The organism is Telmatospirillum sp. J64-1, assembly GCF_006980715.1.
GTDB lineage: Bacteria > Pseudomonadota > Alphaproteobacteria > Rhodospirillales > Magnetospirillaceae > Oleiliquidispirillum > Oleiliquidispirillum nitrogeniifigens.
In genome coordinates, this window is the sequence record NZ_SBHN01000031.1 from 1 (window position 1) to 23,939 (window position 23,939).

The window sequence follows — 23,939 nt, forward strand, 5'->3', positions numbered from 1 at the left end:
AACGTAGACCGCCGCCAGAGATCAAGCTCTGGCGGCGGTTTTGTTAAGGGCAAAGCAGCCTCGATTTGCCACCTAAAAGGCCGATCCTCCCCCGCGCAAAGGTCTCCAGGGTGAGGCTATTTCTCAACCGAACCTCATGCTGAGGAGGCCCGCAGGGCCGTCTCGAAGCATGGCCGCTTCTCGGGCTGTGATCCCCCCATTAAGGGCATCACGACCTAGCAATCAGAAGCGCGAGCTCAGCCAGATGGCCAGACGTGATCCGGTCTTGATGGCGCCGCTGAGCAAGGCATAGCCGGGGGCCTGTTCGGCGCCGCTGGCTAGGCCGATGTCGCGGTGTTCGATTTCTTCCAGGCGGAACTTCTCGACGGTATCGCGCAGTTCCTTCTCGTCCTCGCCCAGCTTTTCGCGCTGTTCGGCGTAATGCTCGTCGATGACCTCTTCCACCGCCACGGTGCAGGCCATGGCGGCCTTCTCGCCCAGCAGGGCCGTGCCGGCGCCCAGCATGAAGCCGGCCACATGCCACAGGGGCTGGAGGACGGTCGGGCGGACCCGGCGTTCGGCGGCCAGCCTATTGAAGGTATTCAGATGCTCGACTTCCTGCTCGGTCATGTGCTTGAGCGTGGGGGCGCAGGCACGCTTGCCCAGCACTGCCATCTGGCCCGTGTAGATGCGCACCGCACCGTATTCGCCAGCCTGGTTGACGCGGATCATGCGCTCGAGCATTTTCTGCCGCGACGGGTCGCCCGGCATGCGGTCGTCGCCGGTCATCTTGGGCTTGGCGATAGGGGCGTCGATGGTCATTGCGTCCTCCGCAGGCTGATATGCGTTGCGCCCCAGAAGGCGAAAGCCGACAGGGCCAGCGACGCCAGGATATTGTACCCCGCCATGGAAATGCCGAACAAGGTCCAGGGAACGTCGTCGCAGCGTGCCGCCGGCGGCTGGGCGAGCAGCCGTTGCAGGTCGTCGACCGTGGCGGCGGTGACGCCGCCGCCGGTGCAGCCGGCGGTGCCCGCCCACCAGCCCTGTTCGACGCCCACGTGATAGCCGGCGATGCCGGCATTGGCCAGGAAGGCTAGGCCGCAGACGGCGACCAGCCAGGCACGGCCGCGCGGCCCGAAGGCCGGCAGCAGCGCCAGTCCGGCGATCAGGGCGGCCAGCCCATAGGGCACGCGCTGCCAGAGGCACAGGATACAGGGCAGCAAGCCGTAAACATATTGTCCGGTCAAGGCGGCGGCCAGGGCGCCCAGGCTGGACGCCAGCACGGCCGAGGGAATCAAGCGATCGGCTGTCATGATGCTACAGCAGTTTAAGCGCTGCGAAGCCGCCGACAAGCAAAACCACGAACAAGGTCAACATCAGGCCCAGGCGCTGCTCGATGAAGGCGCGGATCGGCGGGCCGAACTGCCACAGCAGGGCGCAGACCAGGAAGAAACGCAGGCCGCGCGCCACCACCGAGGTGGCGGTGAAGGTCAGCAGGTCCAACTGCGTCACACCCGAGGCGATGGTCACCACCTTGTAGGGGAAGGGCGTCAGGCCGCTGATGGCGACGATGGCGATGCCGTGCTCGTTGAACTGATGCTGGAAGGCCGCGAACTTGGTGCCGAGATTGTAGAGGTTGAGGACCCACATCCCCACCGTCTCGAACAGGCCGTAGCCGATGGCATAGCCCAGCAGCCCGCCCAGCACCGAGGCGATGGTGCAGATGGCGGCATATTCCCAGGCGCGATGGCGCGCAGCCAGGACCATGGCGATCAGCAGCACATCGGGGGGAACGGGGAAGACGGAGCTTTCGATGAAGGCGATGGCGGCAAGCCACCAGACGGCATGACGGTGGGCGGCGAGGCCCATCGTCCAGTGATACAGGCTTTGAAGCATAGGTGTCCCGGTTCCGGGTTGCGGGCGCTTGCTATTTAGCAGTTCTCTCCCCCCCGAGGCAATTAGCAACAGGGACAGGAAGCCGCCGCATAAGGATGAGTGGTGGCCCCTCCCGGACTCGAACCGGGATACCTTGCGGTGCGCGATTTTGAGTCTCTTGGACTTGGTGCGGGTGGTCGGACTCGAACCGACAAGCCATTGAAGGCAAAGGTGTTTGAGACCTTCGTGTCTACCAATTCCACCACACCCGCGTCACCCAAGTCACAACCCAGGCACCAACCCCGTCACAGTTCAAACGGGGAAGACGCGCATTATTAGTCTATCTCGTGCGCGGTGTCTAGTTCTTGCGTATCCGCCTCCTCTTGCGTTCTGTCGAGCGCATTAAGGGCACCCTTTAGCTGGGTTGGAGCGAGGAAGGCATATCGCATGGTCATCTCGATTGTTGCATGACCAAGCCACTCCTTGACGACTTGAAGGGACACGCCCCGCTGCACCATCCTGGAGGCACAGGTATGGCGGCAGATGTAGGGGACGAAGTTTGGGTCGTGCATCAGCCCCAGATGGCCTCGCACCCGGTCCCAGGTATACCGGAGCCAGGGGTTGTCATAGGGAAACAGCCGAACAGTCGGAGACGCGGCCTCAGTCATCCGCCGTTCAATGATCTTCCGAACCCTTCTGGTCATATAGACCGTGCGCGGTTTATCCGTCTTGGTCTGCCAGATGTGGATGGCTCCCTCCTTGAGGTTGATGTCGCGGCCCTCAAGTCGCCACAACTCGCTATTCCGCATCCCAGTGTCGATCAGCACCGTGATGACCTCGGCGTGATCGTGCTTCTCCCACTGGCGCAGGGTTGCGAGGATGGCTTGTTCCTCCTTCTCGGTCAGCCAACGGAAGCGGCCTTTGGCTTCCTTTCGGCGGTTCATCTTGGGGAGGTGGCTCAGTGCCCGGCAGTCGTAGGCGTGTCTCAACACCTTGGACAAGGCGGCGAGCTTCCTGTTGATCGTACCGTTGCTGTTGCCTTGCGCCTCGCAGTAGCTCGTAAAGGCGCTGATCTCTTCGGTGCCGATGCGCTCCAGTGGAGTGTCATCCCCGAAATACTGCCGGATTTCGTTGAGGCTCCAGCGGACCTTCTTACCGTGCTCTGACCCCCTCCAGAACTCATGGAAGGCGCGGTCGCAGGCGGCACCCAATGACCAACTCGTCGGTCTGGATGAGGTGGCGGTGCCGGTCGTCCCATTCGCGGGCGGGATGGGCTCTCCGGCGAGGCTCGCGGCACTAGCCTTCATTTCCCAGGCCCTGGCCTCTTTCTCACTCGGGAAAGTGAGCCGGTAACGTTCACCCTTTAAGGTGATGTCAACCTGCCAAGACTTACCTCTCTGGCGAACTGCCATATAACCCTCCTATACTTTTCTCCTCAATCAGTGGCCGATGAAAAGGGCCTAAAAAAGAGAGGCAGCCTCCCCCTTCAGGCTGCCTCGAAATAATGCTTTATCGAGTTGATGAAACGCTGTCCTTCGGGCGTCAGCTTGGCGACTTTATTCCGCCGGTCTTCCGGGTCCTCGTAGTAGGTCACTAAGCCAAACTTGCCATGTTCCTTGGAGAGAATGGCGACGTTTCTGGCGACCGAGGATTTCCCTAAGCCGGTGAGCTGCACTAGCTCTCTGTTGCTAATGCCCGGCTTCTCCGCAATAAGGAGAAGGATCAAAGCGATCTGGATGGGAAGCTCGGGATCGAGCTTACGGAATTCCTCCAGAACCAGGATCGCCTGACGAAGTTTGCGGTCCATCGTTGATTACCCCTGTTTTCACCATATTGATCGAGAGGTACAGGTAGCCTGCCCATACCTCCAGACACCCATCCTCAAAACTTACGTACCACATCGTCCCACTCTTGTCACCGTCCCACTCAGTATACAGTTCCACCTTTCGTACTCTGCAATACCAAAAAGCCATGCGACACCTCTTACTAGACGGCATCTGCTTCCCATCTGTACCCCATGGTCCCAGACGGGAACCTTCTTATAGGACTGTTTTTTGTTCTCCTTCTGTACCACATCGTCCCAGATGAGCAACCAAAAATAGGTAGCCCGTATGGTGTGGGATTTAGACAAAGTGGCGGGCGATCACCCGTGGAGAATGGCCTCCACTACAGCCAAAACAGCCATAATCATCCCGAGAAAGAGCGGAGGCGCTAGACTTCCCAGCGTGATCGTCAGGATGCGCCGGATCATAGACGCATCCTCCCCGTGCAAACCCGAACGATCAGCCACAAACAGCCGAAGAGTCCGCCGAAGACGGCAGCGGTCAGAATGAGCGGAAGGATATCCATGATCCCCTCAGATATGTCTCGTCTACGCTACATTTGGGACGGTTGCAGGGATGGGTCGAATTAAGCCTCCCATGGTTGGTTACAGACCGCAGGACTTGAGGAAGGTGGAGAGGTCCATCCCGTGCTTTCGGGCCATATCCTCAAGGCGGGTCTTTGCGGCGTTGCGTTCACCCTCGGTGGCCCCCTTGGTGTAAAGGGCGTAGACCTTCCGAGCGCGGGTCTTGGTGGCGGCATCTACTGGGCGCGGAGTTTCTTGCCTCGGAGTCTCCGAGCGCGGCTGTTCCTTCCCACCCTGCCGCAGGCGGGAGACCTCAGCCTCCAGGTCTTGGATACGGCGAAGGGCTTCCTTGAGCGCCTGTCTCAGGGCCTCGGTCTCGGACACCTCGTCCTCGTTCCTGCCCTCCTCGGTGCTGCTCCGCTTCTTGGCCTCTCTTTTGGCCTTGGCCTCCTCGGCCTTAGCTTTCGCTTCGGGATCGTTCGCTTTCTTCCACTTCGCCCAGCAGGCCAAGGCGGCATCGACCGAAAAGACCTTGCTGTCGGCCTCTTCAGTCTCCTCCACGGCGCGGGCGATCTCGTCCCAGCTCTCGGCCAGCTTCATAATCTTTGCCCGCCAGGAACGGTGGAAGCCGAAGCCGTTGACCTCGCACCAATCTCCGAAGGCTCCTTTACCCTTGTCCCTCAAGGCTTCTTTGGCCTCGATGAGCTTTTGGCCGATCTCTCGGAAGGCCTGGAGACTCTCTCGGCTGGCCCCCCTTGGCTCGGCTGAAGAGGTCGTGGATGTCGGCAGCCAGAGCGGCAAGGTAATTATTCCCGTGGTCGTAGGGCATTTTCCCCTCCGTCATGTTTAGAGCTTCCTGCAAGGCCCCCGCAGGGACCCTGGAGGAAGGTCCCGGCGCATAACCGGGACCGTTGCAGACGTGGGTCGGTATGGGCGCAATTCAGGCGGCGCGGGTTGCTTTATCCGAAGCCTGCCAAGTGTAGGAGAGCCACAACCCCGATTCGGTTTGAATGGCGACGGCATTACATCCATCCACCTGCTCGGACGTCCAGAAATACGTCCCTTCGTCGTCCTCGCGGTCATGTGCGGCCCAGCCGTGCGGACAATCGCGGGAGACGGTAAGTTCTCTCTCATCGGACGGGAGGACAGCTCTGGAGTAGCGCTGGAGGCTCCCCAACACGTCGAGGAGGTGTTCGGCCTTGGCTGTAATGTCCATGAGCTGCTCCTCGACACACGCACCAATGACCGCACGGGCGATAAGATAGGCGTAAGTGGTTTGGGCCTTCTGCCAGTCGGAAGCCTTGAACACCTCGCCAAAGTCGTCCGCCTCCTCTTCCGCAACGCGGGCAGCCGGATGGCCTTCATACTCGTTGATGATCGCTAGGGCGTCGCTGTTGTAGATCACAGCGTTGTCCGCCTCGATATGAACCCGCTCTCGGGCTTCCTCGCCCAGCTTGTCGAGGTCCAGTTCGGTCATCCCGTAAGCAGCCTCATACACAGCGTCCGCCGCTGCGCTTTCCAAGTCCTTCGCCATGGTCTTGAACTCCGGTCAGGTGAGGGATAAATTGACCGGGAACCGCTCCCCCACTTTTTGAGGGTAGAGGGAGCGGCCCCGGTCAGTTTGCCGGGCTACTCCAGAGGAGTAGGACCAGCAAAACCGCCAGGAATAGAAGGGTCCGTGCGTTGCCGCGCATGGGCCTTTTTCCTTTCCTGACAGGGTTAACTGCGATGGCTGGCATCGTCAGGGCCAGGGAACCACCCTGACCGACCATATGCGGACTCTCCGCATAGGTTTCGCCTTTGGGATGGTCCCAATACTGGGACCATGTGATCGCGTAACCGCCGGGAGGGGTCCAGTCTCGGCCCCTTGACGTCATCGCCGGGGCACGTGGGCGTGGGCCTTTCACCACCGCCGGGCCTTCTGAGAGGTGTTTCTTGTTCCGGCCTCTCTACCGGGCCTTTCGGGGTTCGTCCCGTTGGCGAGAAAACAATTAATCCCATTTGTGGGACGGATCAAGCGTTTTTTCACAAAAAATTATTCTATGTTTATCAATCGGTTAGCGTGTGTCACAGCTTGTTTGTCGGCTTAGTCTGTCCCGAGTGTGGGTGAAATGTAGCGTCTACGAGACATTTCTCGGGAGGGGGTGAGGCAGGGCCGAAACAATGAATGAGAGGCAGAAGGGTTGAACATCTGCTAAGGCCCAAGACGGCCCAGCACGTTCTACAAGAGCGGCAGGAGGGGCCGCCAAGCCCGTCTTAGGGAGGGGCGCATGGTCCAGCAGCAGGGTCAATAAGACCCATGATCTCCTGTAACCCGTTGAAACGCCAAGCGTTTGGGCGTCCTTGTGACGCAGGAAGTGACCGGCGATCCTGGAGAGGAACATAAGGAGGGGCCGAAGGCCCCGACTTTATGTCCTCTTGGGGCGGCTCGGCTGGTGGTGGGGCTGTCCATGACAGCAGCCGGGCAGGGCCACCCCCTCCGGGGGGAACCTGCGGCCCCGTCTCGCGGGGTAGGCTCTCAGATTTTTGCACCAAAACTTCGGGACCCTGTTTTCCTCAGCCTGGGTGAGGATGAGCGTCGGAGGTAGAGGCACAGAAAGACGCCTGATCGGTCAGATCGTCACCAATGCAATTCTTGAGAGTAGTCAATGGTCCCTTTTCATAAGGGTCAATTCCAATGAAGGTTAATTCATCGGAATATTATGCCCTCTCGTTTGTATATGTCATTGGCGTGAAAGAACCCATGCCAAAAGTTTAGAACATCGGCAAAGTGGGTTGATGCGGGTATGGATTCCCCATCGATCTCTATAATGACCTTCCATTTCGCGCTATCTAGGCGGTCAAGTATGGAAATAATGTCTTCGTCCTCCGTAATCTCCGGATCGAATGACATGATAGTTTTGACGCTTGGTCGGTATTCTTTGACTCTTAGGTCGCCATGCTTCCATGCGTTGGCAATGACATCACATGTCTTCAGATAAGGGCAGGCGTCAAAAAGAAGAATATAAAACTCTTTAATATCCTTGAGGCCAAGAAGTTTCTTGAGATGCGATCCGTGATAGTGCCAGAGCCAATCAGTCAGGTGCCAGGCTGTGGTTGCAAAGTTGATAGCGTGGTCGCAGACATCAACTCTCTTGGTCGCGTATACCATGCGTGTCCACTCACGCCTTGCTTTAGCAAGCTGATGTTCGCATCGTTTTATACCAACAGTATCTTGACGCATACGAGGTGCTTCCCTGGTGCCCACTGTCTTCCTCTTCAAGAGGAGGATTATTTGAGGGCTAATATACCCTGTTGGTACCGACTTACAAAGAGTATGGCGTATGATGTCCTATCATCGTGCCAAGGTGGGATAGCGCTAGAGGACCCCTAAAGCCTCTCCTCAGTTAACAAACCCCTCGCTTCTCTAACGAGCTGTTTGAGGGCTAAAATTTATCTACCTATACCAACCAACCAGGGGGAGGGCTTCCCCTTCCCCCTGTAGGTGCAACCTAATTAAAAGGCCAGGAATTCTGCGGCTTACAGGCGGATGCCGAAGAGCGTCAGGATGATACTGAGCAGGCCGAGGAGACCGGCCAAGGTCGGAACGCCAATCGCAATGACTGTCAGGGTTGTTCCTATTCGATCCCCGATCAGCTTCATCCTTCCCGAGCGTCCAGTTAGCTTGAAGACGAGCAGGGCCAAGAGGCCTGCGCCGTACATACTTACCGCCAAGATCAGCCCAGCGTTGCCGTAATTAAGGTCGCCAGTGTCAAACACAGGTGGTCTCCCTAAGAACTTCCAACCACTGATCCCAAAGGGAAGGGGGTCCCTTCCCTTTGGGTATCGTTATCGGTTACGAGGTTCAGGGCGAGGCCGCAAGTGGTCTTTGATTATATCCGGACCCAGAGATTTCCGGGCTGGCCTGGGCCTCCGGTCGCCGCCTTGATGAACTTCTTCAACTCCTCGTCCAGCTTCCGGTCGAAGTGCTGTTGGCGGGCCTTCTCGCTATCCCGAGCCATCTGCTCGACCCAATAGTTCACCGCAATGGCAAGGGCGTCCAGGCGGTCGTCCTGTACCAAAGACCCACGGTCCCTGGTGATGCGGGTGAGTTGGTGCATGAGCATGTAATGCCTGGCGGTCTCAGCCGGGTAGCCTTGGACCGAGTTGTAGTCCTGCTCAATGACCTTCTTATCGAAGACGAGCTTGTGGCTCATCAGGACCGGCTCCAGGGTGTCGATGATCCGGCGTTCCTTCTGCTGGGTATGCTTGACCTCGGTGACCACGCAGGGGTGGACACGGCCCAGGACCGGCTTCAGGAGTTGGGTGAACATGCCATCGCCGAAGTTGGCCTCCACGATCACCTCGTTGACCTTGTTGCGTTGGGCGATCCTGGCGAGGGTCTGGAGGGTCTGCTCGGAGTAGCCGCCCTGGAGTCCGCCAGCCTCCGTCACGAAAAGGAAGCTGTGAAGGATTTTGACCACAGCGTAGCCGGTCTCGTCCCTGCCTCGGCCAGAGGGGTCAATAGCCATGACCGAGCCGGTGTAGGGTGCCCATTCCTTCTCGATGAACATGGGCCGGTAGAACTTGTCCCCGGTGAAGCCCACGTTGGGCAGATCGTTGATGATCAACTCGGGGCTTGCCGCCCAGACGACCTTCACAGGGGCCATCTCGGGGTTGAGGTTCATCACGATCAGGTCGGTGACCTTGAGGGGGTAGCGGTCGGCGTCGGACAGCCGGGTGTCGAGCATGAACTGGAGGGCGAAGCCAGCCCTGCCGTAGGACGCCTCGCGTTCCTTCAGATCATCGTTGGAGAAGCGCCGAGGCTCGGTGGTGTCGCCGGGCTTGGCTCCCTTTTCCATCTGCTCAAGGATGAACGGAGCTAGGCGATCACCGTAGATGGCGAGCTGCTCCTCGGTTGGGAACCTAGCGGGCCAGACGCGGACCTCGTACCCACGCTCGGGCAGGGTGTTGTATAGGCTTTGCTCGGTCTGCGGGGTGCCCAGGTAGATGATCCGACCGTTGGGCTTGAGGATGGCGTCGAACTCTTTGACCAACTCGGACAGCTTGTCACGCATGGCCTGGGTCGCGGAGTTGTTGGGGATTTCGATGTCGTCCGCGATGATCGTGTCCGCGCGGGAACCAGCGAGCTGGCCGGTGATGCCGACCGATTTGACGGACGGCGAGTGGCTGGCCCTGGCCGGTCCAACGTCGAAGCTGATCTTGGAGCAACGCTGATCGGGCCTGGGACGCAGATGCAGAAGCACAGGCATCTCGTTGATCAGACGCAGCGTGAAGGTGGTGAAGTCGTCCGCCCGGTTTTTCGACGCTGAAACGACCAGGATTTTATGGTCGGGGTCCTGGAGAAGCAGCCAGCAGACAAAGGCCGAGGTAACCCAGGATTTGCCCACGCCTCGGAAGGCCTCGATGATGCAGCGCTTGGGGCCGTGCTGGAGGTAGCTCCCAACGTCGTACTGGAGGGGGGTGGGGTCTGGAAGGTTCAGATGTTTCCAGACCAGGAAGAGGAAGTTGCGGAAATCGGAAAGAGGGTTAGTTCCACTCATGGGATGGTCCCATAGGTGCGTCTGATGGCCTGTGAGTGGCTTCCATGAGGGTCCCGGCTATGACACTAGCGAGACCCTCAGAGGCCTCTCTACGGCCTTCCTACGGGCTTAGTTTGGGTAAGTGTCGTCAAGGAACGGGAGGTTACTGACCAAGGCACCCAGCGGGCTGTCCTGGGGATCGTCCGCGTTCACGTTGTTGTCCTTGAGGAACTGGCGGGCGACGTTGATGTCGGCTGCGGTCGCCGTGCCCTCTTTGATCCGGCGCAGCAACTCCCGAGCGACGGCCCCGTGCAGTTCCTCCATAAGGGCTTCATCAGCCTTCTTGGTCATCGTCAGGTTCCGAAGATGAAAGACTTGATCCAGGAGGCCCCAGCGCCCACCGCAGCGGCGGCTCCCATCAGGTACGCCTTGTTTCGCTCCAGGCGGGAGACGCGGGCCTCCACTTCTTTAAGGTTCTGCTCGTGGACCTCCTGCCGCTGGAGGGCGGCATCGAGCTTACCGTCGATGCGTCCCAGTAGGATCAAGAGATCGGGCGGGGGATTGCTCAACTGTTCCATGGAATTCCAGGAGGTGATCCACAATCGTCCGAAGTTTGGTCATGGTTATGGATCAAGTCTTAATTATGAAATTGATGGTAAGCGAAGGCTGCATGTTGTTGTGGGCTTGTCCCGATCCTGTGCTGGTTGTAGCCATATTAGTCGTGTAGCCCCAAGTTTGTTGTACGGCCCGGTGCGGTCCATCTCCAGAGGATGTCGCTATACTGTGACTGTGGCTGGGTATTTCGTTAATACTCAGGGTGTGGGTCTCAGCACCGACCCTGGCACCCAAAGCACGGTTCGTCAGTCCGCTTCCTTGTCCGACACCAATGGGGGCACGACCACGAAAGTCAGGAAGGTTGAAGGTGCTTGACCCGTTCCCCGCGCCATAGGTTGTTCCGATCACCGCGAATAGCGCGGAATAGGTCGTCCGGCTGACTGCCTGCCCTTGACAGAGCAACCAACCGGAGGGGGCGCTGGACCCGGCGAACATACGGATTTCGCCGGTATGTGCCGTTTCCGGGAGGAACTCAGTAATGTTCCCAGAGTGAACTAAGGTCTTCCACGGGGTCCAAGTATTGTCATCCCCGGCCCGAGACCTGACGCGGAGTTCATCGCTATTCGGTCGGTAGGCGATCTGGTAGGTCCGGTTCGTGTACTGCGTCTTGTTGGTGGTGACGCTGTGCAATACGCCGGGGAAGGCTGAAGAAGGTCCAGCCGCCGCGGCGGTAATCGCCTCCGTGGAGATGCCGATTGGGTAGTCAGCAGGTTTGGGGTCCCCACCTGTGCCGAAGTTGAACTCGGGCCGGATAGCGCCGCCATTGATGAAGACATTCCCCGTGAACGTGCCTCCCGTCTTCGGAACGTAGCTGGTCGGGTCAAAGAGCGCCGCCCGGTCAGCCGACGCTGACGCTTCGTCTCGGAACTGACGGGCCTCGTTACGATAAGCCAGGGCATCATTACGGAAGGTCTGCGCCTCATTCCGCCGTTCATTAGCAGCCGTGGCGCTGGCCGCAGCGGCACTCGCGGAACTAGACGCATTACCCGCCTGGGTCGTCGCCATTGACGCGCTGTTCGCGGCGTTGGTGGCCGAACTGGCCGCTGCTGTGGCGCTGTTCGCCGCATTGGTGGCCGAGCCAGCCGAAGCGTTCGCGGAATTGGCGGCGGCAGTGGCGGAGGCTGCCGCATTCTCCCTATGCTGCTGCGCCGTATTTCGAGCACTCTCAGAGGCCTGACGGGCGACGACAGCGGCATCTTTTTCCGCAGCGGTCTGCGCCAGGAGGGCCTGCTGCTGGGGCAGGAAGGTTTGCTCGAAGAAGCGGCGGTTGACCGCATCGTAGGGATTTACCGGGTCGCCCAGCTCTGCGATGCGGCGGAAGTTGGCCGTGTAGGAGCCGTCCGTCTGGATACCTAGCGTCCCCCCCGCGATGTCGATGGCCTCTTGGACGATGTAAAAGGTCTGAAGGACCGCCAAGTTGATGTCGCTGCCAGTCAGCACCGAACCATCGTTGAAGGTCACGAAACGGTTGTCTCGCGGCGTCTCGCGGCGGACATCCACGATGGCACCTTCCGGCGGGGTGGTTGCGGTCTGAACGGTATTAGGATCGAGCCAGATGTACGGGACCGTTTCACCGTTCACCCGGATGACGATGTGGCTTTGGTCGATGTAAGGGAAGGGGACGGCAAAGTTCCGGTTTCTGCCATCTCCCACGTACTGGACAAAGGAAAGGGACATTCCTGTTCCTCAGAAAGAAGAAGGGGGTCCTCGCTGGGACCCCCTTTGGACGGTTATTTACGCTGGAACCTCTCAGGCAGCGGGACGACCGCGTCCGCTCCCCGTGTCTTGTTGAGGAAGACGTTGTATCTGTCGATTTTCCAGGCTTCCAGGGCCTCGGGGTTTTGCTTCAGAAACTCCCTCTGCGCCGCTTGCCGATAGGCGTTCATCACGCGCTGGAGCCGCTCGGCCTTGCTCTCCGGGTAATCCGGGTCTCCGTCCGGAGCCTTTTGGTAGGCCGGGGAACGAATGACACGGTCCAAAGCCTCCTCAAGGGTCCGACCGCCGATCTGAATGGTGTTGTAAATCTCCATGAAGGCGTCGTAGTCCCTGGCGTTCAGCTCCATGTTGTGGCCCATCGTCGGCGGGGGCTTGCGGAAGAACACGTCCTGATCTCGCATCAGGCGCATCAACTCCTTATTGACCACGCTCCCTTCCATGTCCGTCCCACTGAAGGGGACCACGCCGTGAAGCCCTACGCCCATCGGCTTGATCACCGGACGGCCCAGGAGGTCGCGGTAGGGCGGCAGTTCCTGGGAATACCCAAAGCCGAAACGCTTGTGCATCTCCTCCAGGAACGTCTCAGCCTCCCGCTGATAGGAGTCGCGGTTGGTGACGCGGTTCATGAAGCTGGAGTAGGGCACAGAAGACACGGCCTGCTTGGTGAGCCATTCCTGCACCTTCTCCGGATCGCCCGAGAAGATGCGCTGGGTCAGGTCAACGAAGCCCTGGAGGTAGGGCGTCTCGTTGGGTAGATCGCCCAGCGCCGCGACGGCTGCGAAGATGACCGCGTCGGCCTGTTCATCATCCAAGTCCCCGATCATCTCGCCCACGCGGGCGGCGATACGGAAGGGCATGAAGTACGGGTCGAGACGGTTCATGCGGATGTACTGCGTGTCGCCGGTCTCCGGGTCCCGGATGACGATGCTATCCGGTTGCCAGCCCAGGTCCCGCATGTTCTTCCGCTGCTGTTTGTCAGTGTGGCCGCTGCCGGTGATCCAGCCTTCCTGGACCGCCATGTAGGCCAAGGTATACATGCCCAGGCCGGTGGCCTGACGCCCCAACATCAACTGGACCTCCTCCGGGATTGGTCGTCCGGCCTTCGCTGCTTCCCGCCACTGAGCGATGGCCTCGCGGTGGCGGCGCTGAAGGAGGCCAAGGCCGGGAAAGCCTTGGAAGGCAGCGCGGTAAATCTGGGTCGGGGTGCGGACGAAGGGGAAGAAGGGACGCAGCCAGGTGTGATTACTGACGCCGTCCTGAACCCACTTGCCCACCCCATACTCCAGGGGATTGCTGAAGGTCAGTTCCTGGGCATATCGGACTGCGGCGTCGAACATCTCTGGGTTCAGCGCCTTGATCTGGTCCGGAGGCATCTCCACGGCGTCATTGATGAACTTGGCAAGCTGCTGCCCGTTCAACCCCCGACGCACCCCCTCACGGTAGGCCAACCCCCCGATGCGGGAACGGAAGGCGATGTTCTTGAAGAACTCATCCTCCGCGATCATTAGACGGCTGGGGACGCGGAGGGCTTGGCCCAGGCCATTGACAAAGCTCGCCATCGGACCCTGCTCAAGGCCCCACGCCTGGGCGCTGATGGCCTTGTGGTTGTAGTCGGTCTTCATGTTGCCGGGGTCGAGGATGTTCTCCTCGGCCTTCCAAGCCTTCACGGCCATTTGCGCCGCTTCCAAATAACCCCGGCGCAGCTCCATATACATCTGGGTGGCCTCCCGCATGGCTACCCGGTCGCCGGTCAGGAGACCACCGACGAAGCGATGGGTAGGAAGGGAGAAGACGCGCAGGGCGTTGGACAGGCTGTTGACGATATGGGTGTCAGGACCCGAGAGGATGGCGTTGATGAAGGTCTCGTTGTACCCGTCCATGATCCTCTCCCAGAAGCCGGGGCGGGTCATCTTCAGCGCAGCTTTCGGATTGTCCGCCATCGCCAGCTTGTGAGCGAGCTTCCGCGCCCGAGCATAGCCACCAGCCTCGGTCATCATGGAGGCCAAGTCCTTGGGGTGGATCTTTGAAACGTCCACGTCGGTCTTGATCTTCATGGCGTTCAAGGCGCGGGCGGTGTTCGTCTGGACGCCCTTGAGCATGGCCTGGAAGTTGGCAAGCTGGTGAACCTCTCCGACGAACTGGGCGATCTGGCGATCAGTGGCGTTCCCTGCGTCGATCTGACGGGCCATCATCTGGACACGTTCGGCATAACTTTGGACCAGCACCTTGGTGGAGACCAAGGTGGCGTCGAGGTCGCTGGTGGCGTCGAAGATGCGGGATAGCCGGTGAGCCAACACCGCGTCATTCTTGGAGCCGATCAGGTCAGCTAGCTTACGGGTCTCGTCCCAGGTGCGGATGCCGCCCTTCAGCTTGTCCATCTCATCGCGGATGATGAACGATAGGGCGTTGACCGAGGCCTTCACGTCGGCATCGGACTTCCAGGAGTCGAAGTTGAAATCCACCTTCGACAGAGCCATGCCGATGTCCCCCTCCAGGCCGTCCTCGCGGATTGACCGGAGGGAGGCCCTGATCTGGTTGACCTGTTCGCCGGACAGGAAGACCTTCTCGGCTTCGGTGCCGGTGCGGTGGCGTAGCTCCCCGGCCTGATCCTTGGCGTTCAGCTTCTCCCAGGTCTCGCCGGTCGTGGCGGCGTACTTCTGCCACGCGGCCTGCTGACGGGACTCACCCTTCCCATCCTTCCAGGCGTCGTAGGTGCCAGGCCCCCAACGCTTGTCCATCTCATCCCGGATGTACTCGTCCTTGGGCGGGACGCTGGAGGCCTGGCGCATGGCCCCACCCTCCAGAGGAAGGTCGAGCTGCTCCCCGATCACCACGTCGCCGTTGTCGGCCACCCGATAGTTCTGGGCCTTTTCGGTCAGCACAGGACCGTCCTTGGTCAGGTCTTTGCCGCTTCCGCCGGTCAGGCCCAACTCAAGCTGCTCCAGCTCGTCGGTCACCTCTGAGACGATCTTCCCCTTCTCCTCGGGGGTCTTGGCCTTCCGCAGCCGGGCAAGTCCGCGGACGCCCGCCAGGGCGGTATCGACCACGGCACCGGCCATCAGACCTTCCAGGGCCAGCTTGAACTTACCCTCGGCCACCGTCTCGTCCTCGCTGTGTGCGAGGTATTCAGTGACCGCATTGCGAAGCGCAGGATGCTCCTCGGACAGCTCCAGGAGGGTGTCGGACAGGCGGGCTTCGTTCGCGTCGAAGACCGTCATGTCGGTGGCTGCACCTCGCGCCATCGCCTGGGTGATACCGCCACCCGTGGCCTTCGCCGCCTGCATGACGCGGCCAAAGCCGATCCAACCTGCGGCGAACTGCGAGATGCCCTCGATCATGCCCCCCGTGAAGGTGTCGGCCTGTCCTCGGACAAACCGCTCCGAGAGACGGATCGGGGATTGCTCACCGGGGTCCCAGTCGGGGGAGAGGAGACCGGCGCGGATCAAGGCCCGCTGGGGGATAGCGCCGACCCAATGGGCCGAGTCCAGCGTGGCGTTGATCGCCTTGTTGAAGCCACGAGCCACGGCGGGCAGGCCTTCCACGGCCACGCCCTTCGTGACGTCCCTGACGACCCTCGTCCCCAGGCCGGGTTCCTCCTGGGTTTCCTGCTTGGGTCGGGCCTGCGGCTCCTCGATGCCGCGCTCGGCCCGGTACTGACGACGCGCCTCCTCAAGGTCGGCGCTGAAGCTCCTATTAGGACGGCTCCGCAGAGCCACCTCTTGGGTGTTCTGGTCCATTCAGTTGTCCTGTTAGAAGAGACGACGGAACCAAGCCGGGGACTCCACCGGCTCCGGCGGACGCCGGTAGGGTACGTCCTCGCCGTAGGCCCGCTTCACGTCATCCAGGAAGACGCCCACGTCGTAGGGGTCGTCCAGATCAACACCCCGCGCCCGCATGAGCCGGGCCAAGGCGTTATCGGTGACGCCCTCCTCCACCTCGATCATCTCACGGAGGAGGTTCTGGTAGGGGATGTGTGTCTCGATCTCCTGACGCAGCTCGCGGCGGTCGAGCAGCTCGTTGGCCTCGACTCCCCGGCTAATGTAATCGCGGTATTCGTCACGGAGAGTGGTCGCCAAGTCGCGTGCCCGAAGCCGCAGCTCACTGAGGGGCATGTTCGGGTTGTCCGCAACCAAGTCGGTCATGCCCTCAATGAAGCGCAGCTCGGCATCTCGGGCCATGGGCGAGGTGCCTTCAAAGACGCCAGTCATACCCGACAGGAACTGCACCATGTTCTGTTTGTACTCGCGGATACGCGGGTCATCGAGCGCACCCTGCGCCCGCTCGCGGCGGTCGGTCAGGTTGTTGAGACGCTGGATGGTCGAGTAGCTGAACACGGTGGAACCGACTTGGTTAAGGATGTACCGACGCGCTGCCGCAGGGTCTTCCATCTCCAGGATGTCGGCCTCCAGCGCAGCCAGCAGTCGCGGGTCCTCGCGGGTCTCAAACTCGGTGACCTTCGTCCAGATGGCCTGGGCCTTGAGCCGGAACTCGGGGTCTAAGCGTGAGAGCTGGTCCGCCAGTTCCTGCGGGAATGGCATCTCCGGCCCGCCGTTGCGGTACTGCTCGGCGTTCTGTTCCGCAAGCTGCATGAACATCCGGATGCCATGGTCCAGAGCCTGTCTCTGACGCCGCTCCAGATCGCGGTAAGCGCGGTCCTCAAGTTGAAACTGGAGGGAGAGGATGGAGCGGGCGGATTGGTTGAGAACCGCCATGCCCTTCGTGGTCGCGCCTGCGCCGGGCGTTCCGTCCGGACGTTTGGCCGTTGCCAACTCCAGGAGATCCAGGTCGTTGTATTGTTCGGCCTTCTCGGCAATGGTGCGGGCAACAATCTCGTTCAGTGCGGTACCGGCAACACCGACTTCTCGGGCCGCAGCCTCTTCGCCATGGATAGCCGTGAGTATGCGATTAGTGTCCAACGGGCGTCCATCGCGCCGGGCCTCCATGATCTCGATGTCGATGGCTTGGCCTACGGCAACACCAAGGCGTTCTTCGTTGTCCGCTACAATGTTGGAACTGACCCGTCCGATGTGATGCTGCGTTATATTGTTCAGCATCAGTTCGATCTCCGGGACAGCCCCGGCAATCACGTCCTTGTCGGACAGATTGCCCAGCGTTTCCTCGACCTTCGAGGTGAGGAAGTCGCGGACTGCCAGCATGTCGGTGGAGCCGCGCAAGGGCGATGCTTCGTAGTCCTGCCATGCCTGGAGATAGGCCTCACGGGCATAGGTCCGGCCAACCCGTTCCTTGTATGCCTTAACGTAGAAAGGGGAGGCGTCTGCCGGGATCAGGCCTTTGGAGACCGCCTGGGCATAGTCGGTGGAGCCATGCTTGAGCGCATCGGCCTCGCCAGCCTTGGCATCTTCCGCCTGCTTCTGGGCGTAGTAGCTATTGAGGAATTTCTCCAGTCCGGGAGAGATGCTCTTGAGGGCCTGCCCCAGCTCGATCAGTGAGTTCTCGGGCGGCGGAGCCTGACGGCGCATCGGTTCGGCAGGCTTTCCCCGGAGCATCTCGATAGGAGCAGCGCGAGGTTGAAAGCGTCCTCGGTCGATCACGTCTCTCATGGGTTATGATCCGAGTTTGAAAATCTCCAGGGGGTTCTTGCCGGTCCACTGGTGATAAGCGTGCATCCCGCCGATCAGGCTGGAGCCAATATCGCCGATCAGGGAGAGAGCGCCGGGACTTCGCTGATAAACAGGCCGTGCGGCAGGTCCGACAGGTTCAGGAGCCAGTCCTTGGAGCTGGGATGTGATCTGGCGCTGCGTAGCATCCAGGTTCATCAGCGCCATCGTCGTAGCTTCGCCGCGTTGACGCATGATATCGCCCAGGACCATATCCACGGCGCGACCGGATAGCCCACTTTCCCCTGCACGAACGGTTTGAGCGGCCTTGGCCTTGGCTGCTTGCCGTGCAGCGTCTTCGATCAGGTAGGCGGCAGAGACCTGTTCCTCCTGCATCCGAAGCAGGAGCTGGCTGCGGTTGGACTCGAAGACCCGCTGGTTATAAGCCTTGAGGGCCTCGCGGTAGGCGACTTCGTCACGGTAGTTCGCGGCGGCGATCCGGTTGTAATCCTTCGCCGCCTGCTTCTGGCCCATATGACCGGCAACGCTGCCGACTATTTGTAGGGCCATGGGGATTGCCCAAAGCACGATTTACCTCACGATCTTCCTGTAGGTCTTTTGCGTCTCGGTCTGGTGGGTAAGGACGTAGCCAGCCCGCTCTACCCAAGTGGAAAGGTCGGCAGGGCCGGTTTCGACGCGGCAGAGAAGCTGGGCGAAGCCACCCTCAACCCGCCCTGCGATTTCGGCGGCTCGGCGGTAAAACCAGACGCGGTGGTTGCGAAGCCCTCTCCCGACCGCCATCCAGGTCCCGCCGAGGGTTGGGTCCAGGGGGTGAGGCACCACCCCATAGAGGGCTAGGGGTAATGATCCATCACGGATGACGAAACAGGAGGAGGACTCGGCGAAGCTGTCTACCAGGACGCCGTAGGCGTGGTGGGCGACCAACTCGGGGTATAGCCGGTCGCAGTCCTCCCGGCGGGCCGGGACGATCTCTGGCATGAGTCCTCCTTGGGTGATTAGTCCATGCGCTTGGAGCGGACGGTGTACTTGCCTTCCCACTCCGCATTGAGGAACCGGCAGGGGAGGTGGGTGTCGTTGATGATGTCGATGGTTACCGCCAGATTGTTGGCGATCACCGGGAAACGGAATGCCCCGGTCTCCAGGCCGAGTTCGCCCAGAATACCGTTTGCGGAACCGAGAACCCGGCCCGTCATCGCACGTCCATGGGGCGGACGCCGATGGGGGGTTACTTCCACCCGGAAGAAACCGCTTTCCGCAAAGTTGAGGTTCATGAAGGTGATCTGAAGCCGCCCCTCGGTCGTCGCAACCTGACCGCCTCCGGGGGCCTCCTCACGCAGCAGCAGGGGGCTGAAGCGGTAGAAGAACCTGTAGAGACGCCCAATGCGGTATTGGGCCACGCCGGTCCAGTCCCCGGAGGCCACCACGACATTGGGATGAGGTTGCTCAATCGGAACCACGTAACCGACCGGCTGAGGTCCGCCTTGCCCGGCAACCATCCGCAGAGCGCCGGTTTCCTCATAAGGCAGTGTGATCGTCGTCTTCTTGGTCTGAGGGTCGTAGACGGCTTGACACTGATCCTGACGGACCAGACGATCCAGGAGGTAGGCGAAGTCAACGGCTTGGTCCTCGCGGCGTCCTACCTCAAGGCTCATCTGTTCCAGATAAACCCCGTCAGGACGCTGAATGACGAACCAGGCCTCGCTCTCGATCATCTCGACGTTCAGTATCCGGTCTGTCGGGGCGAATTCCCATTCGGACCAGGATGACTGAACCTTTTCCGCGCCTGAGAAGAACCACTTATAGACCCACACCTTGTTCCGCTGTCCTCGGGAGAGGACCAGCATCACATCCTCGTTAGTGGATGCCGCCATGCGGAAGATGCCCTTGGGGATGTAACGGGGACAATGCGAGGTCACGTCGTTGGCGTCCTTCGTATCGGACTGGCCGTCGATGTAATACTCGCGGATGCCACCAAAACTGCCACGGTTGAAGGCGAAGTAGACATACCGTCCCGCTCCGACCGGCTTGGCTTCCAGGCTCGTTTCAAACTCCGTGGTTTGCGAGATCGACGCGGTCGCCGGGGTTAGGACATCCTGAGCGGTAAGGATGAACTGGGTCTGATCCGAGAACAGCAAGAGCGACTCGTTGAACGGGATCGCATGGCGCAGGATCGAGACCTGGACATGGCTCACCTGGACATCCACGGGATCGGTGTCGAGAACGGCGGTGACCGTCGAGCGGAAGAAGTTGAAGAAGTCACTCGCCCGGCTGAACACCACGTTCTCATCGGCAATCACCCCCAGGCGATTGCGGAAGAAGAACACATCCGAAATGCGGTTCCCAATGAAGCTGGGAAACGGGTTGGTCTCGTCATCTCCGCATTGGGCATCGTCCCAAGCAGCCGCCTTGAAGGTGAAGGAACCGTCAGCTTCGCGGATCAAGGTGTGCGGCATGGTGGACCGCTTGATGCGGACCCGGCGTCCAGGTTCAGGGATTTCCTTCCAGACACCTTCGTTCCCGTTCTCCTCGCGGTATTCCACGTAGTAGCGGTCGAAGGCGTTGGAGGGTGACCCGGTCAATTCGACCTGGAAGCCGTGAAAGGCCCGGCGCGGCAGGCTGGTGAAGGTCTGGACCTCTCCCTTGATGACCGACATCGCCTGATCGCCCATGGAGTCCCGTCCGGTGATCGTGAAGTCGCCGTTGTTCGACTTGGTAACCCGTAGGACAGAACCATGCTGCTCCACAACCAGGCCTGGGATTGTCAGGAGCTGGGTGCGGAGTTGCCCGGCGATGGCATCGGTTCGGATCGCCGCCGCTGCGGCATCCACATCCTCCTTTTGCTTCACCGGGTCGGTGGCGGAGGTGGTGCCGCTGGGGGTGGTGTACTCCTTCGAGACCCCATCCACGATGATCTCGTATTTGGTCGAGTAGTTCCCTTGGCGGACCCAAATCAAGGCCTCGGGCGGTCGTGTGGGGGAAGTCAGCGTGTCTTCTTCCGTGACGACCGTCTTGTTTACCAGGAAGGTATAATCGGCGACTGTGACCGCGCTGAACTCCCGCGCCGGTCGCCGGGATTGGAGGTAGCCCTTCCCATTGGGGAAGTTGACCACCTTCTCCTGGCCCTCGAAATCGAAGACCTTCAAGTCTCCGTTGGCGATGACCACGACGTACTTCTCCACCTCATCCCGGTTGATGATGTGGATGAACGCCTCGTCCAGGTCTCCGTCGATGAGTTTGGCCTTGTGGATCGTGTTGGGACGCTTGATTAGGCCTTCCGAAATGGAGGAGAAGCCGTTGACCTGCGCCTCAGCCTGGGATGCTAGGCGTAGGGCAAAAGGTTGTTGGCTGATCCCATTGATCATGTTGGGGATCGCGGCGCTGACGATGGGCATGGATCACCACCGATGCAGCACCCGGCCCACCGAGTAGTGGTCCGACAGGATGTTGTAATCTGCCGTCTCGGTCTCCGCCGCGCGGAGGGTCGCCCAGGCGCGGTTCTCGTCGGCGACGTTAAATCCGTTCAGCGCTTCAGACCCGACGATGCGGTCCTGGAAGATGCGCCCGGCCCGGACCATGATGTATTGCCGCGCCGCCTGGGGCAGCTCCTCGAAAGGAAGGAGCCTGACGATGTCCACCTGGATCGGGCGGGAGAACTGGTAGGTGTGGTTTCGCCGGTCATAAAGACGCTGGCCGCGCTGAACCACGTCGATGTTCTGATAGCGGCCAACGCTGTCCACCATCAGTGTGTTGGCCGGGAGGTAGATGAAGCCCTCGGGAAAGGTGATGTTGAGGTAGAAGCCCTTGTCGGTGTTCCAATGCCACCCACGGGACTGCACCTCTCGGCTCACCTCGGCTAGGATTTGGCGAGCGATCACGGCGTCCACGACGCCGTTGTCATCGAGACTGTTCACCGGGGTTTCCCCGATGACGGACAGCATCGAGTTGACCGCCTCCAGTTCCGTTGTCGGCGTCAACAGCATGGCTATTCCATGAAAAAAAGGGGCCACCCGAGCTGGAACTCAGGTGACCCCTGCACGAAGGAAGTCCGGTTGTTGAGAAGGTGATTAGACCAGCGCCGCCGTGGTCAGTTCGACCGCGCACTCAGGCCGCAGGATGCCGTGACCCATCGCGTACTTGGCGACGATGAGGGTGCCCTGGCGCTCGATCTTGTATTCGCCTTCGACAGCCAGATCGAGCAGCTTCACGGTGCCGACCGCCTGCGGAGTCATCACCACGCCCACGGTGCCTGTGAAGTCGCCGGCGTATTTCGCCAGCGGGCGAGGCCCGTAGGCATCACCACCTTCGGACGGAGAGGTCCCCGCCGGAGCGGCGATGTTGGTCTGCGGCACGTTGTTCGACTTCACGACCTCCATATCCACGGCCTTCAGGACCTTACCGGAGGCAAAGTCGCCGTTGCCCTGCGAGAAGTCGCGGGAAATCAGCTTGTCGGACTGGACCAGGAGGTAATACTGGGCGGGCTTGACGACCATGAAGCGGCCATTGGCCGGAACGTCCTTGGTGTCCAGGATTTCCGCCGCCTGGAACAGTGCCTGGACCAGCTTGTCCGGGTCGGTGTCGATGGCCGAGTCAGCGCCGCCGATCCGGGCACCGCCCGGAGCTTCGTCAATCACGTTCGGAGCGCGAGCCGCCAGGACTGCGGTCTGAAGGACGTTCTTGTCAGCCTCACGGGCCAGGGCAGCGCCGCATTCCTTGGTATAGATCGAGCGGACATCGTAGTGGTTCTTCGCTTCGTCGATACGGGCGATGAACACGTCCGAGATCAGCAGGTCGTCGATGGTGATGACGCGCTCGGCATGTTTGATCTGCTTACCGCGAATGAACTCGCCCGGAGTGTGGTAAGACGCGGTGTTCTTCCAGACCGCCGGGAACTGAGCGGACTTGCCCGAGGAGATGGTGCGGACGTAATGACGCGACATCATCACGTTGGTCTCCTCGAACGCAGTCAAGGTCTCACCGGAGAACTGCTTCAGGAACAGGACGTCATCGGCACCAGTGCCGTTGACCATGCCCAGGCGGGAGGGGAAAGCATTACTCATGTTTTTTGAGCCTGTGAGTGGTTTTTGGGGAAGTTGATTAGGCTTCACCGCGAACTACTCACACTCGACGCACAAGGTTGTCCGCCGCAGCGGGCCAGGGTTCTTGTGTGATTGTTCTTGGTTGACACCTCGCGGGCATTTGTCTCGTAGACGAGACATTTGCCGGTGCCCTCCTAAAGAGGAGCAGCACTCCTTCCTCACAAACTCTTCAGTTGATCAATCTTCCAAAGGTCAACCGCCGTGGGGTGTGTTACCCTCCAATCATTGGGTTCACGGAGAGATTACATGCGAAAAGGACTACTAGGCTTCGCAATACTGACCGGGGCCGCGTTGGTATGGGTCACCAACTTCGCAGAGGCTGAGACCGTCCTGACATGCAAAGGTCAATGGAGCTCCCACGGGCACGACACGGTCTATATGGCTCTTCGCCAGTACCGATGGCCGGTCACAATGTGGGCGGAAAGTGACGGGAACGCCATGATCCAGTATTACGAAGCAACAGAGCAGCGTTATATAAGAAGCGTTCGCCGTATACAGGGAGGAACGCTTGCTGTGTATGAATTTATTGGCGGAGATGGGGGCGTGATCGGCGGCTACAGGGCCGGTCCCAGCGAGCTAGAATACAGTGTGACGACTGAGACTATCTTCGGGGCGTTTAAGAGTACCTTCTCTGGCCGGTGTAAACCATATTCAGCTACCTGATCGGCCCATCCCGGCAGAACTCTTCCCACTTGATGTTGTGGGCAAAGATTTCTCGCTTGGTTTGGTCAGTGTCGGTCTGGTGCCAGGTGATGGGTTTCACCCAACCGCAGACATCATGGGCGCTGGTGTTGGCGCATCCGCTGCTCAAGGTCAGAGAGGCCAGCACCAGCAACGTGACGATCCACCTCATCGGCTCGTCTTATGGTCTCAATGGTTCGGGTCGCCTGCTCCAGACGCTCCTCGATCCTGCCCTGCTGGCGGAGTTTGTGGTCCCGCCAGAGGGACAGGATCGTGACGATCGCGTGGAGGAGTTTACCCAGCCCGGTCAGGATTGACTTCACGCTCACCGGGCAGTTCCTTCGCAGCGGGGGTCCAAAGACCCGCGAGGAACTCGATCACCTTGTAGGCCTTGCCCAGGAATTCGTCGTCCTTGGGCGTCGGCGTCAGGTTGGCGATGGCAAGCGCCAAACCGTGCAGCGCGAACAGGAAGGTGATGATGACCTCCCAGTTCGTCATCAGGAAGGCAATGATTTCCATTCTCGAACCC

22 protein-coding genes, 1 tRNA gene and 1 other RNA gene are annotated in these 23,939 nt (G+C 60.3%); 1 reads left to right on the forward strand and 23 read right to left on the reverse strand.

Features of this window, described 5'->3' with window-relative positions; translation table 11 throughout:
- Positions 1–222 precede the first annotated feature (222 nt).
- From EPD66_RS21695 to EPD66_RS21800, 22 genes are all read right to left on the reverse strand, one after another.
- Positions 223–801 carry a demethoxyubiquinone hydroxylase family protein gene (locus EPD66_RS21695; protein WP_142850663.1) on the reverse strand — a complete coding sequence of 193 codons (579 nt, stop codon included), beginning with the start codon at positions 799–801 and terminating at the stop codon, positions 223–225.
- Positions 798–1,292, reverse strand: a complete 495-nt coding sequence (locus EPD66_RS21700; RefSeq protein WP_142850664.1) for a disulfide bond formation protein B — start codon at positions 1,290–1,292, stop codon at positions 798–800. The genes EPD66_RS21695 and EPD66_RS21700 overlap by 4 nt, the downstream gene beginning before the upstream one ends.
- Before the next feature lie 4 nt (positions 1,293–1,296).
- Positions 1,297–1,875 (reverse strand): YqaA family protein, encoded by a 579-nt coding sequence (locus EPD66_RS21705; protein ID WP_142850665.1) that lies wholly within the window; start codon positions 1,873–1,875, stop codon positions 1,297–1,299.
- 164 nt (positions 1,876–2,039) lie between these two features.
- Positions 2,040–2,126, reverse strand: a tRNA-Leu gene (locus EPD66_RS21710).
- A 63-nt stretch (positions 2,127–2,189) separates the two neighbouring features.
- The gene (locus EPD66_RS21715; RefSeq protein WP_142850666.1) at positions 2,190–3,266 is read right to left on the reverse strand and encodes a tyrosine-type recombinase/integrase; all 1,077 of its coding nucleotides are present in this window, start codon (positions 3,264–3,266) and stop codon (positions 2,190–2,192) included.
- A 74-nt stretch (positions 3,267–3,340) separates the two neighbouring features.
- Positions 3,341–3,661: a MarR family winged helix-turn-helix transcriptional regulator gene (locus EPD66_RS21720; protein WP_142850667.1), complete on the reverse strand. Its 321-nt coding sequence runs from the start codon at positions 3,659–3,661 to the stop codon at positions 3,341–3,343.
- 621 nt (positions 3,662–4,282) lie between these two features.
- On the reverse strand, positions 4,283–5,002 hold the full coding sequence (locus EPD66_RS21725) for a DUF2076 domain-containing protein (RefSeq protein WP_142850668.1): 720 nt from the start codon (positions 5,000–5,002) through the stop codon (positions 4,283–4,285).
- A gap of 139 nt (positions 5,003–5,141) precedes the next feature.
- Entirely contained in the window at positions 5,142–5,735 is a 594-nt protein-coding gene (locus tag EPD66_RS21730; protein ID WP_142850669.1) for a hypothetical protein, read from the reverse strand.
- A 192-nt stretch (positions 5,736–5,927) separates the two neighbouring features.
- Positions 5,928–6,001, reverse strand: an RNA gene (locus EPD66_RS21735) — hammerhead ribozyme type II.
- A gap of 889 nt (positions 6,002–6,890) precedes the next feature.
- Positions 6,891–7,424, reverse strand: a complete 534-nt coding sequence (locus EPD66_RS21740) for a hypothetical protein (RefSeq protein WP_142850670.1) — start codon at positions 7,422–7,424, stop codon at positions 6,891–6,893.
- A 296-nt stretch (positions 7,425–7,720) separates the two neighbouring features.
- Positions 7,721–7,960, reverse strand: coding sequence for a hypothetical protein (locus EPD66_RS21745; RefSeq protein ID WP_142850671.1), 240 nt, complete (start codon positions 7,958–7,960; stop codon positions 7,721–7,723).
- A 113-nt stretch (positions 7,961–8,073) separates the two neighbouring features.
- On the reverse strand, positions 8,074–9,744 hold the full coding sequence (gene terL, locus EPD66_RS21750; protein WP_142850672.1) for a phage terminase large subunit: 1,671 nt from the start codon (positions 9,742–9,744) through the stop codon (positions 8,074–8,076).
- Positions 9,745–9,852: 108 nt separating this feature from the next.
- Positions 9,853–10,074: a hypothetical protein gene (locus tag EPD66_RS21755; protein WP_142850673.1), complete on the reverse strand. Its 222-nt coding sequence runs from the start codon at positions 10,072–10,074 to the stop codon at positions 9,853–9,855.
- A gap of 2 nt (positions 10,075–10,076) precedes the next feature.
- Complete coding sequence (locus EPD66_RS21760) at positions 10,077–10,301, reverse strand: hypothetical protein (RefSeq protein ID WP_142850674.1); 225 nt, start codon at positions 10,299–10,301, stop codon at positions 10,077–10,079.
- 52 nt (positions 10,302–10,353) lie between these two features.
- Positions 10,354–12,015: a phage tail fiber protein gene (locus EPD66_RS21765; RefSeq protein WP_142850675.1), complete on the reverse strand. Its 1,662-nt coding sequence runs from the start codon at positions 12,013–12,015 to the stop codon at positions 10,354–10,356.
- Between the two features lie 53 nt (positions 12,016–12,068).
- A complete protein-coding gene (locus tag EPD66_RS21770; RefSeq protein ID WP_142850676.1) occupies positions 12,069–15,791 on the reverse strand; it encodes a hypothetical protein in 3,723 nt (1,240 codons plus the stop codon).
- A gap of 12 nt (positions 15,792–15,803) precedes the next feature.
- A complete protein-coding gene (locus EPD66_RS21775) occupies positions 15,804–17,615 on the reverse strand; it encodes a hypothetical protein (protein ID WP_142850677.1) in 1,812 nt (603 codons plus the stop codon).
- A 3-nt stretch (positions 17,616–17,618) separates the two neighbouring features.
- Positions 17,619–18,182, reverse strand: a complete 564-nt coding sequence (locus EPD66_RS21780) for a hypothetical protein (protein ID WP_142850678.1) — start codon at positions 18,180–18,182, stop codon at positions 17,619–17,621.
- A gap of 21 nt (positions 18,183–18,203) precedes the next feature.
- Entirely contained in the window at positions 18,204–18,611 is a 408-nt protein-coding gene (locus EPD66_RS21785; RefSeq protein ID WP_142850679.1) for a hypothetical protein, read from the reverse strand.
- A gap of 17 nt (positions 18,612–18,628) precedes the next feature.
- Complete coding sequence (locus EPD66_RS21790; protein WP_142850680.1) at positions 18,629–21,025, reverse strand: hypothetical protein; 2,397 nt, start codon at positions 21,023–21,025, stop codon at positions 18,629–18,631.
- A 3-nt stretch (positions 21,026–21,028) separates the two neighbouring features.
- Positions 21,029–21,613: a hypothetical protein gene (locus tag EPD66_RS21795; protein ID WP_185961564.1), complete on the reverse strand. Its 585-nt coding sequence runs from the start codon at positions 21,611–21,613 to the stop codon at positions 21,029–21,031.
- A gap of 84 nt (positions 21,614–21,697) precedes the next feature.
- On the reverse strand, positions 21,698–22,690 hold the full coding sequence (locus tag EPD66_RS21800; protein WP_142850681.1) for a phage capsid protein: 993 nt from the start codon (positions 22,688–22,690) through the stop codon (positions 21,698–21,700).
- Positions 22,691–23,481: 791 nt separating this feature from the next.
- Between EPD66_RS21800 and EPD66_RS21805 the strand changes: the two genes are divergently transcribed.
- Complete coding sequence (locus tag EPD66_RS21805; RefSeq protein ID WP_142850682.1) at positions 23,482–23,727, forward strand: hypothetical protein; 246 nt, start codon at positions 23,482–23,484, stop codon at positions 23,725–23,727.
- Here EPD66_RS21805 and EPD66_RS21810 read toward each other — a convergent pair.
- Entirely contained in the window at positions 23,705–23,929 is a 225-nt protein-coding gene (locus tag EPD66_RS21810; protein ID WP_142850683.1) for a hypothetical protein, read from the reverse strand. The two genes, EPD66_RS21805 and EPD66_RS21810, sit on opposite strands and share 23 nt — an antisense overlap.
- Positions 23,930–23,939: the final 10 nt, after the last annotated feature.

Bases quoted from the DNA above. Each gene is read 5' to 3' on its own strand.
- EPD66_RS21695 (WP_142850663.1), bottom strand. From the start codon at position 801: ATGACCATCGACGCCCCTATCGCCAAGCCCAAGATGACCGGCGACGAC.
- EPD66_RS21700 (WP_142850664.1), bottom strand. From the start codon at position 1,292: ATGACAGCCGATCGCTTGATTCCCTCGGCCGTGCTGGCGTCCAGCCTG.
- EPD66_RS21705 (WP_142850665.1), bottom strand. From the start codon at position 1,875: ATGCTTCAAAGCCTGTATCACTGGACGATGGGCCTCGCCGCCCACCGT.
- EPD66_RS21715 (WP_142850666.1), bottom strand. From the start codon at position 3,266: ATGGCAGTTCGCCAGAGAGGTAAGTCTTGGCAGGTTGACATCACCTTA.
- EPD66_RS21720 (WP_142850667.1), bottom strand. From the start codon at position 3,661: ATGGACCGCAAACTTCGTCAGGCGATCCTGGTTCTGGAGGAATTCCGT.
- EPD66_RS21730 (WP_142850669.1), bottom strand. From the start codon at position 5,735: ATGGCGAAGGACTTGGAAAGCGCAGCGGCGGACGCTGTGTATGAGGCT.
- EPD66_RS21740 (WP_142850670.1), bottom strand. From the start codon at position 7,424: ATGCGTCAAGATACTGTTGGTATAAAACGATGCGAACATCAGCTTGCT.
- terL (WP_142850672.1), bottom strand. From the start codon at position 9,744: ATGAGTGGAACTAACCCTCTTTCCGATTTCCGCAACTTCCTCTTCCTG.
- EPD66_RS21755 (WP_142850673.1), bottom strand. From the start codon at position 10,074: ATGACCAAGAAGGCTGATGAAGCCCTTATGGAGGAACTGCACGGGGCC.
- EPD66_RS21760 (WP_142850674.1), bottom strand. From the start codon at position 10,301: ATGGAACAGTTGAGCAATCCCCCGCCCGATCTCTTGATCCTACTGGGA.
- EPD66_RS21765 (WP_142850675.1), bottom strand. From the start codon at position 12,015: ATGTCCCTTTCCTTTGTCCAGTACGTGGGAGATGGCAGAAACCGGAAC.
- EPD66_RS21770 (WP_142850676.1), bottom strand. From the start codon at position 15,791: ATGGACCAGAACACCCAAGAGGTGGCTCTGCGGAGCCGTCCTAATAGG.
- EPD66_RS21775 (WP_142850677.1), bottom strand. From the start codon at position 17,615: ATGAGAGACGTGATCGACCGAGGACGCTTTCAACCTCGCGCTGCTCCT.
- EPD66_RS21780 (WP_142850678.1), bottom strand. From the start codon at position 18,182: ATGGCCCTACAAATAGTCGGCAGCGTTGCCGGTCATATGGGCCAGAAG.
- EPD66_RS21785 (WP_142850679.1), bottom strand. From the start codon at position 18,611: ATGCCAGAGATCGTCCCGGCCCGCCGGGAGGACTGCGACCGGCTATAC.
- EPD66_RS21790 (WP_142850680.1), bottom strand. From the start codon at position 21,025: ATGCCCATCGTCAGCGCCGCGATCCCCAACATGATCAATGGGATCAGC.
- EPD66_RS21795 (WP_185961564.1), bottom strand. From the start codon at position 21,613: ATGCTGTTGACGCCGACAACGGAACTGGAGGCGGTCAACTCGATGCTG.
- EPD66_RS21800 (WP_142850681.1), bottom strand. From the start codon at position 22,690: ATGAGTAATGCTTTCCCCTCCCGCCTGGGCATGGTCAACGGCACTGGT.
- EPD66_RS21805 (WP_142850682.1), top strand. From the start codon at position 23,482: ATGGGTTTCACCCAACCGCAGACATCATGGGCGCTGGTGTTGGCGCAT.
- EPD66_RS21810 (WP_142850683.1), bottom strand. From the start codon at position 23,929: ATGGAAATCATTGCCTTCCTGATGACGAACTGGGAGGTCATCATCACC.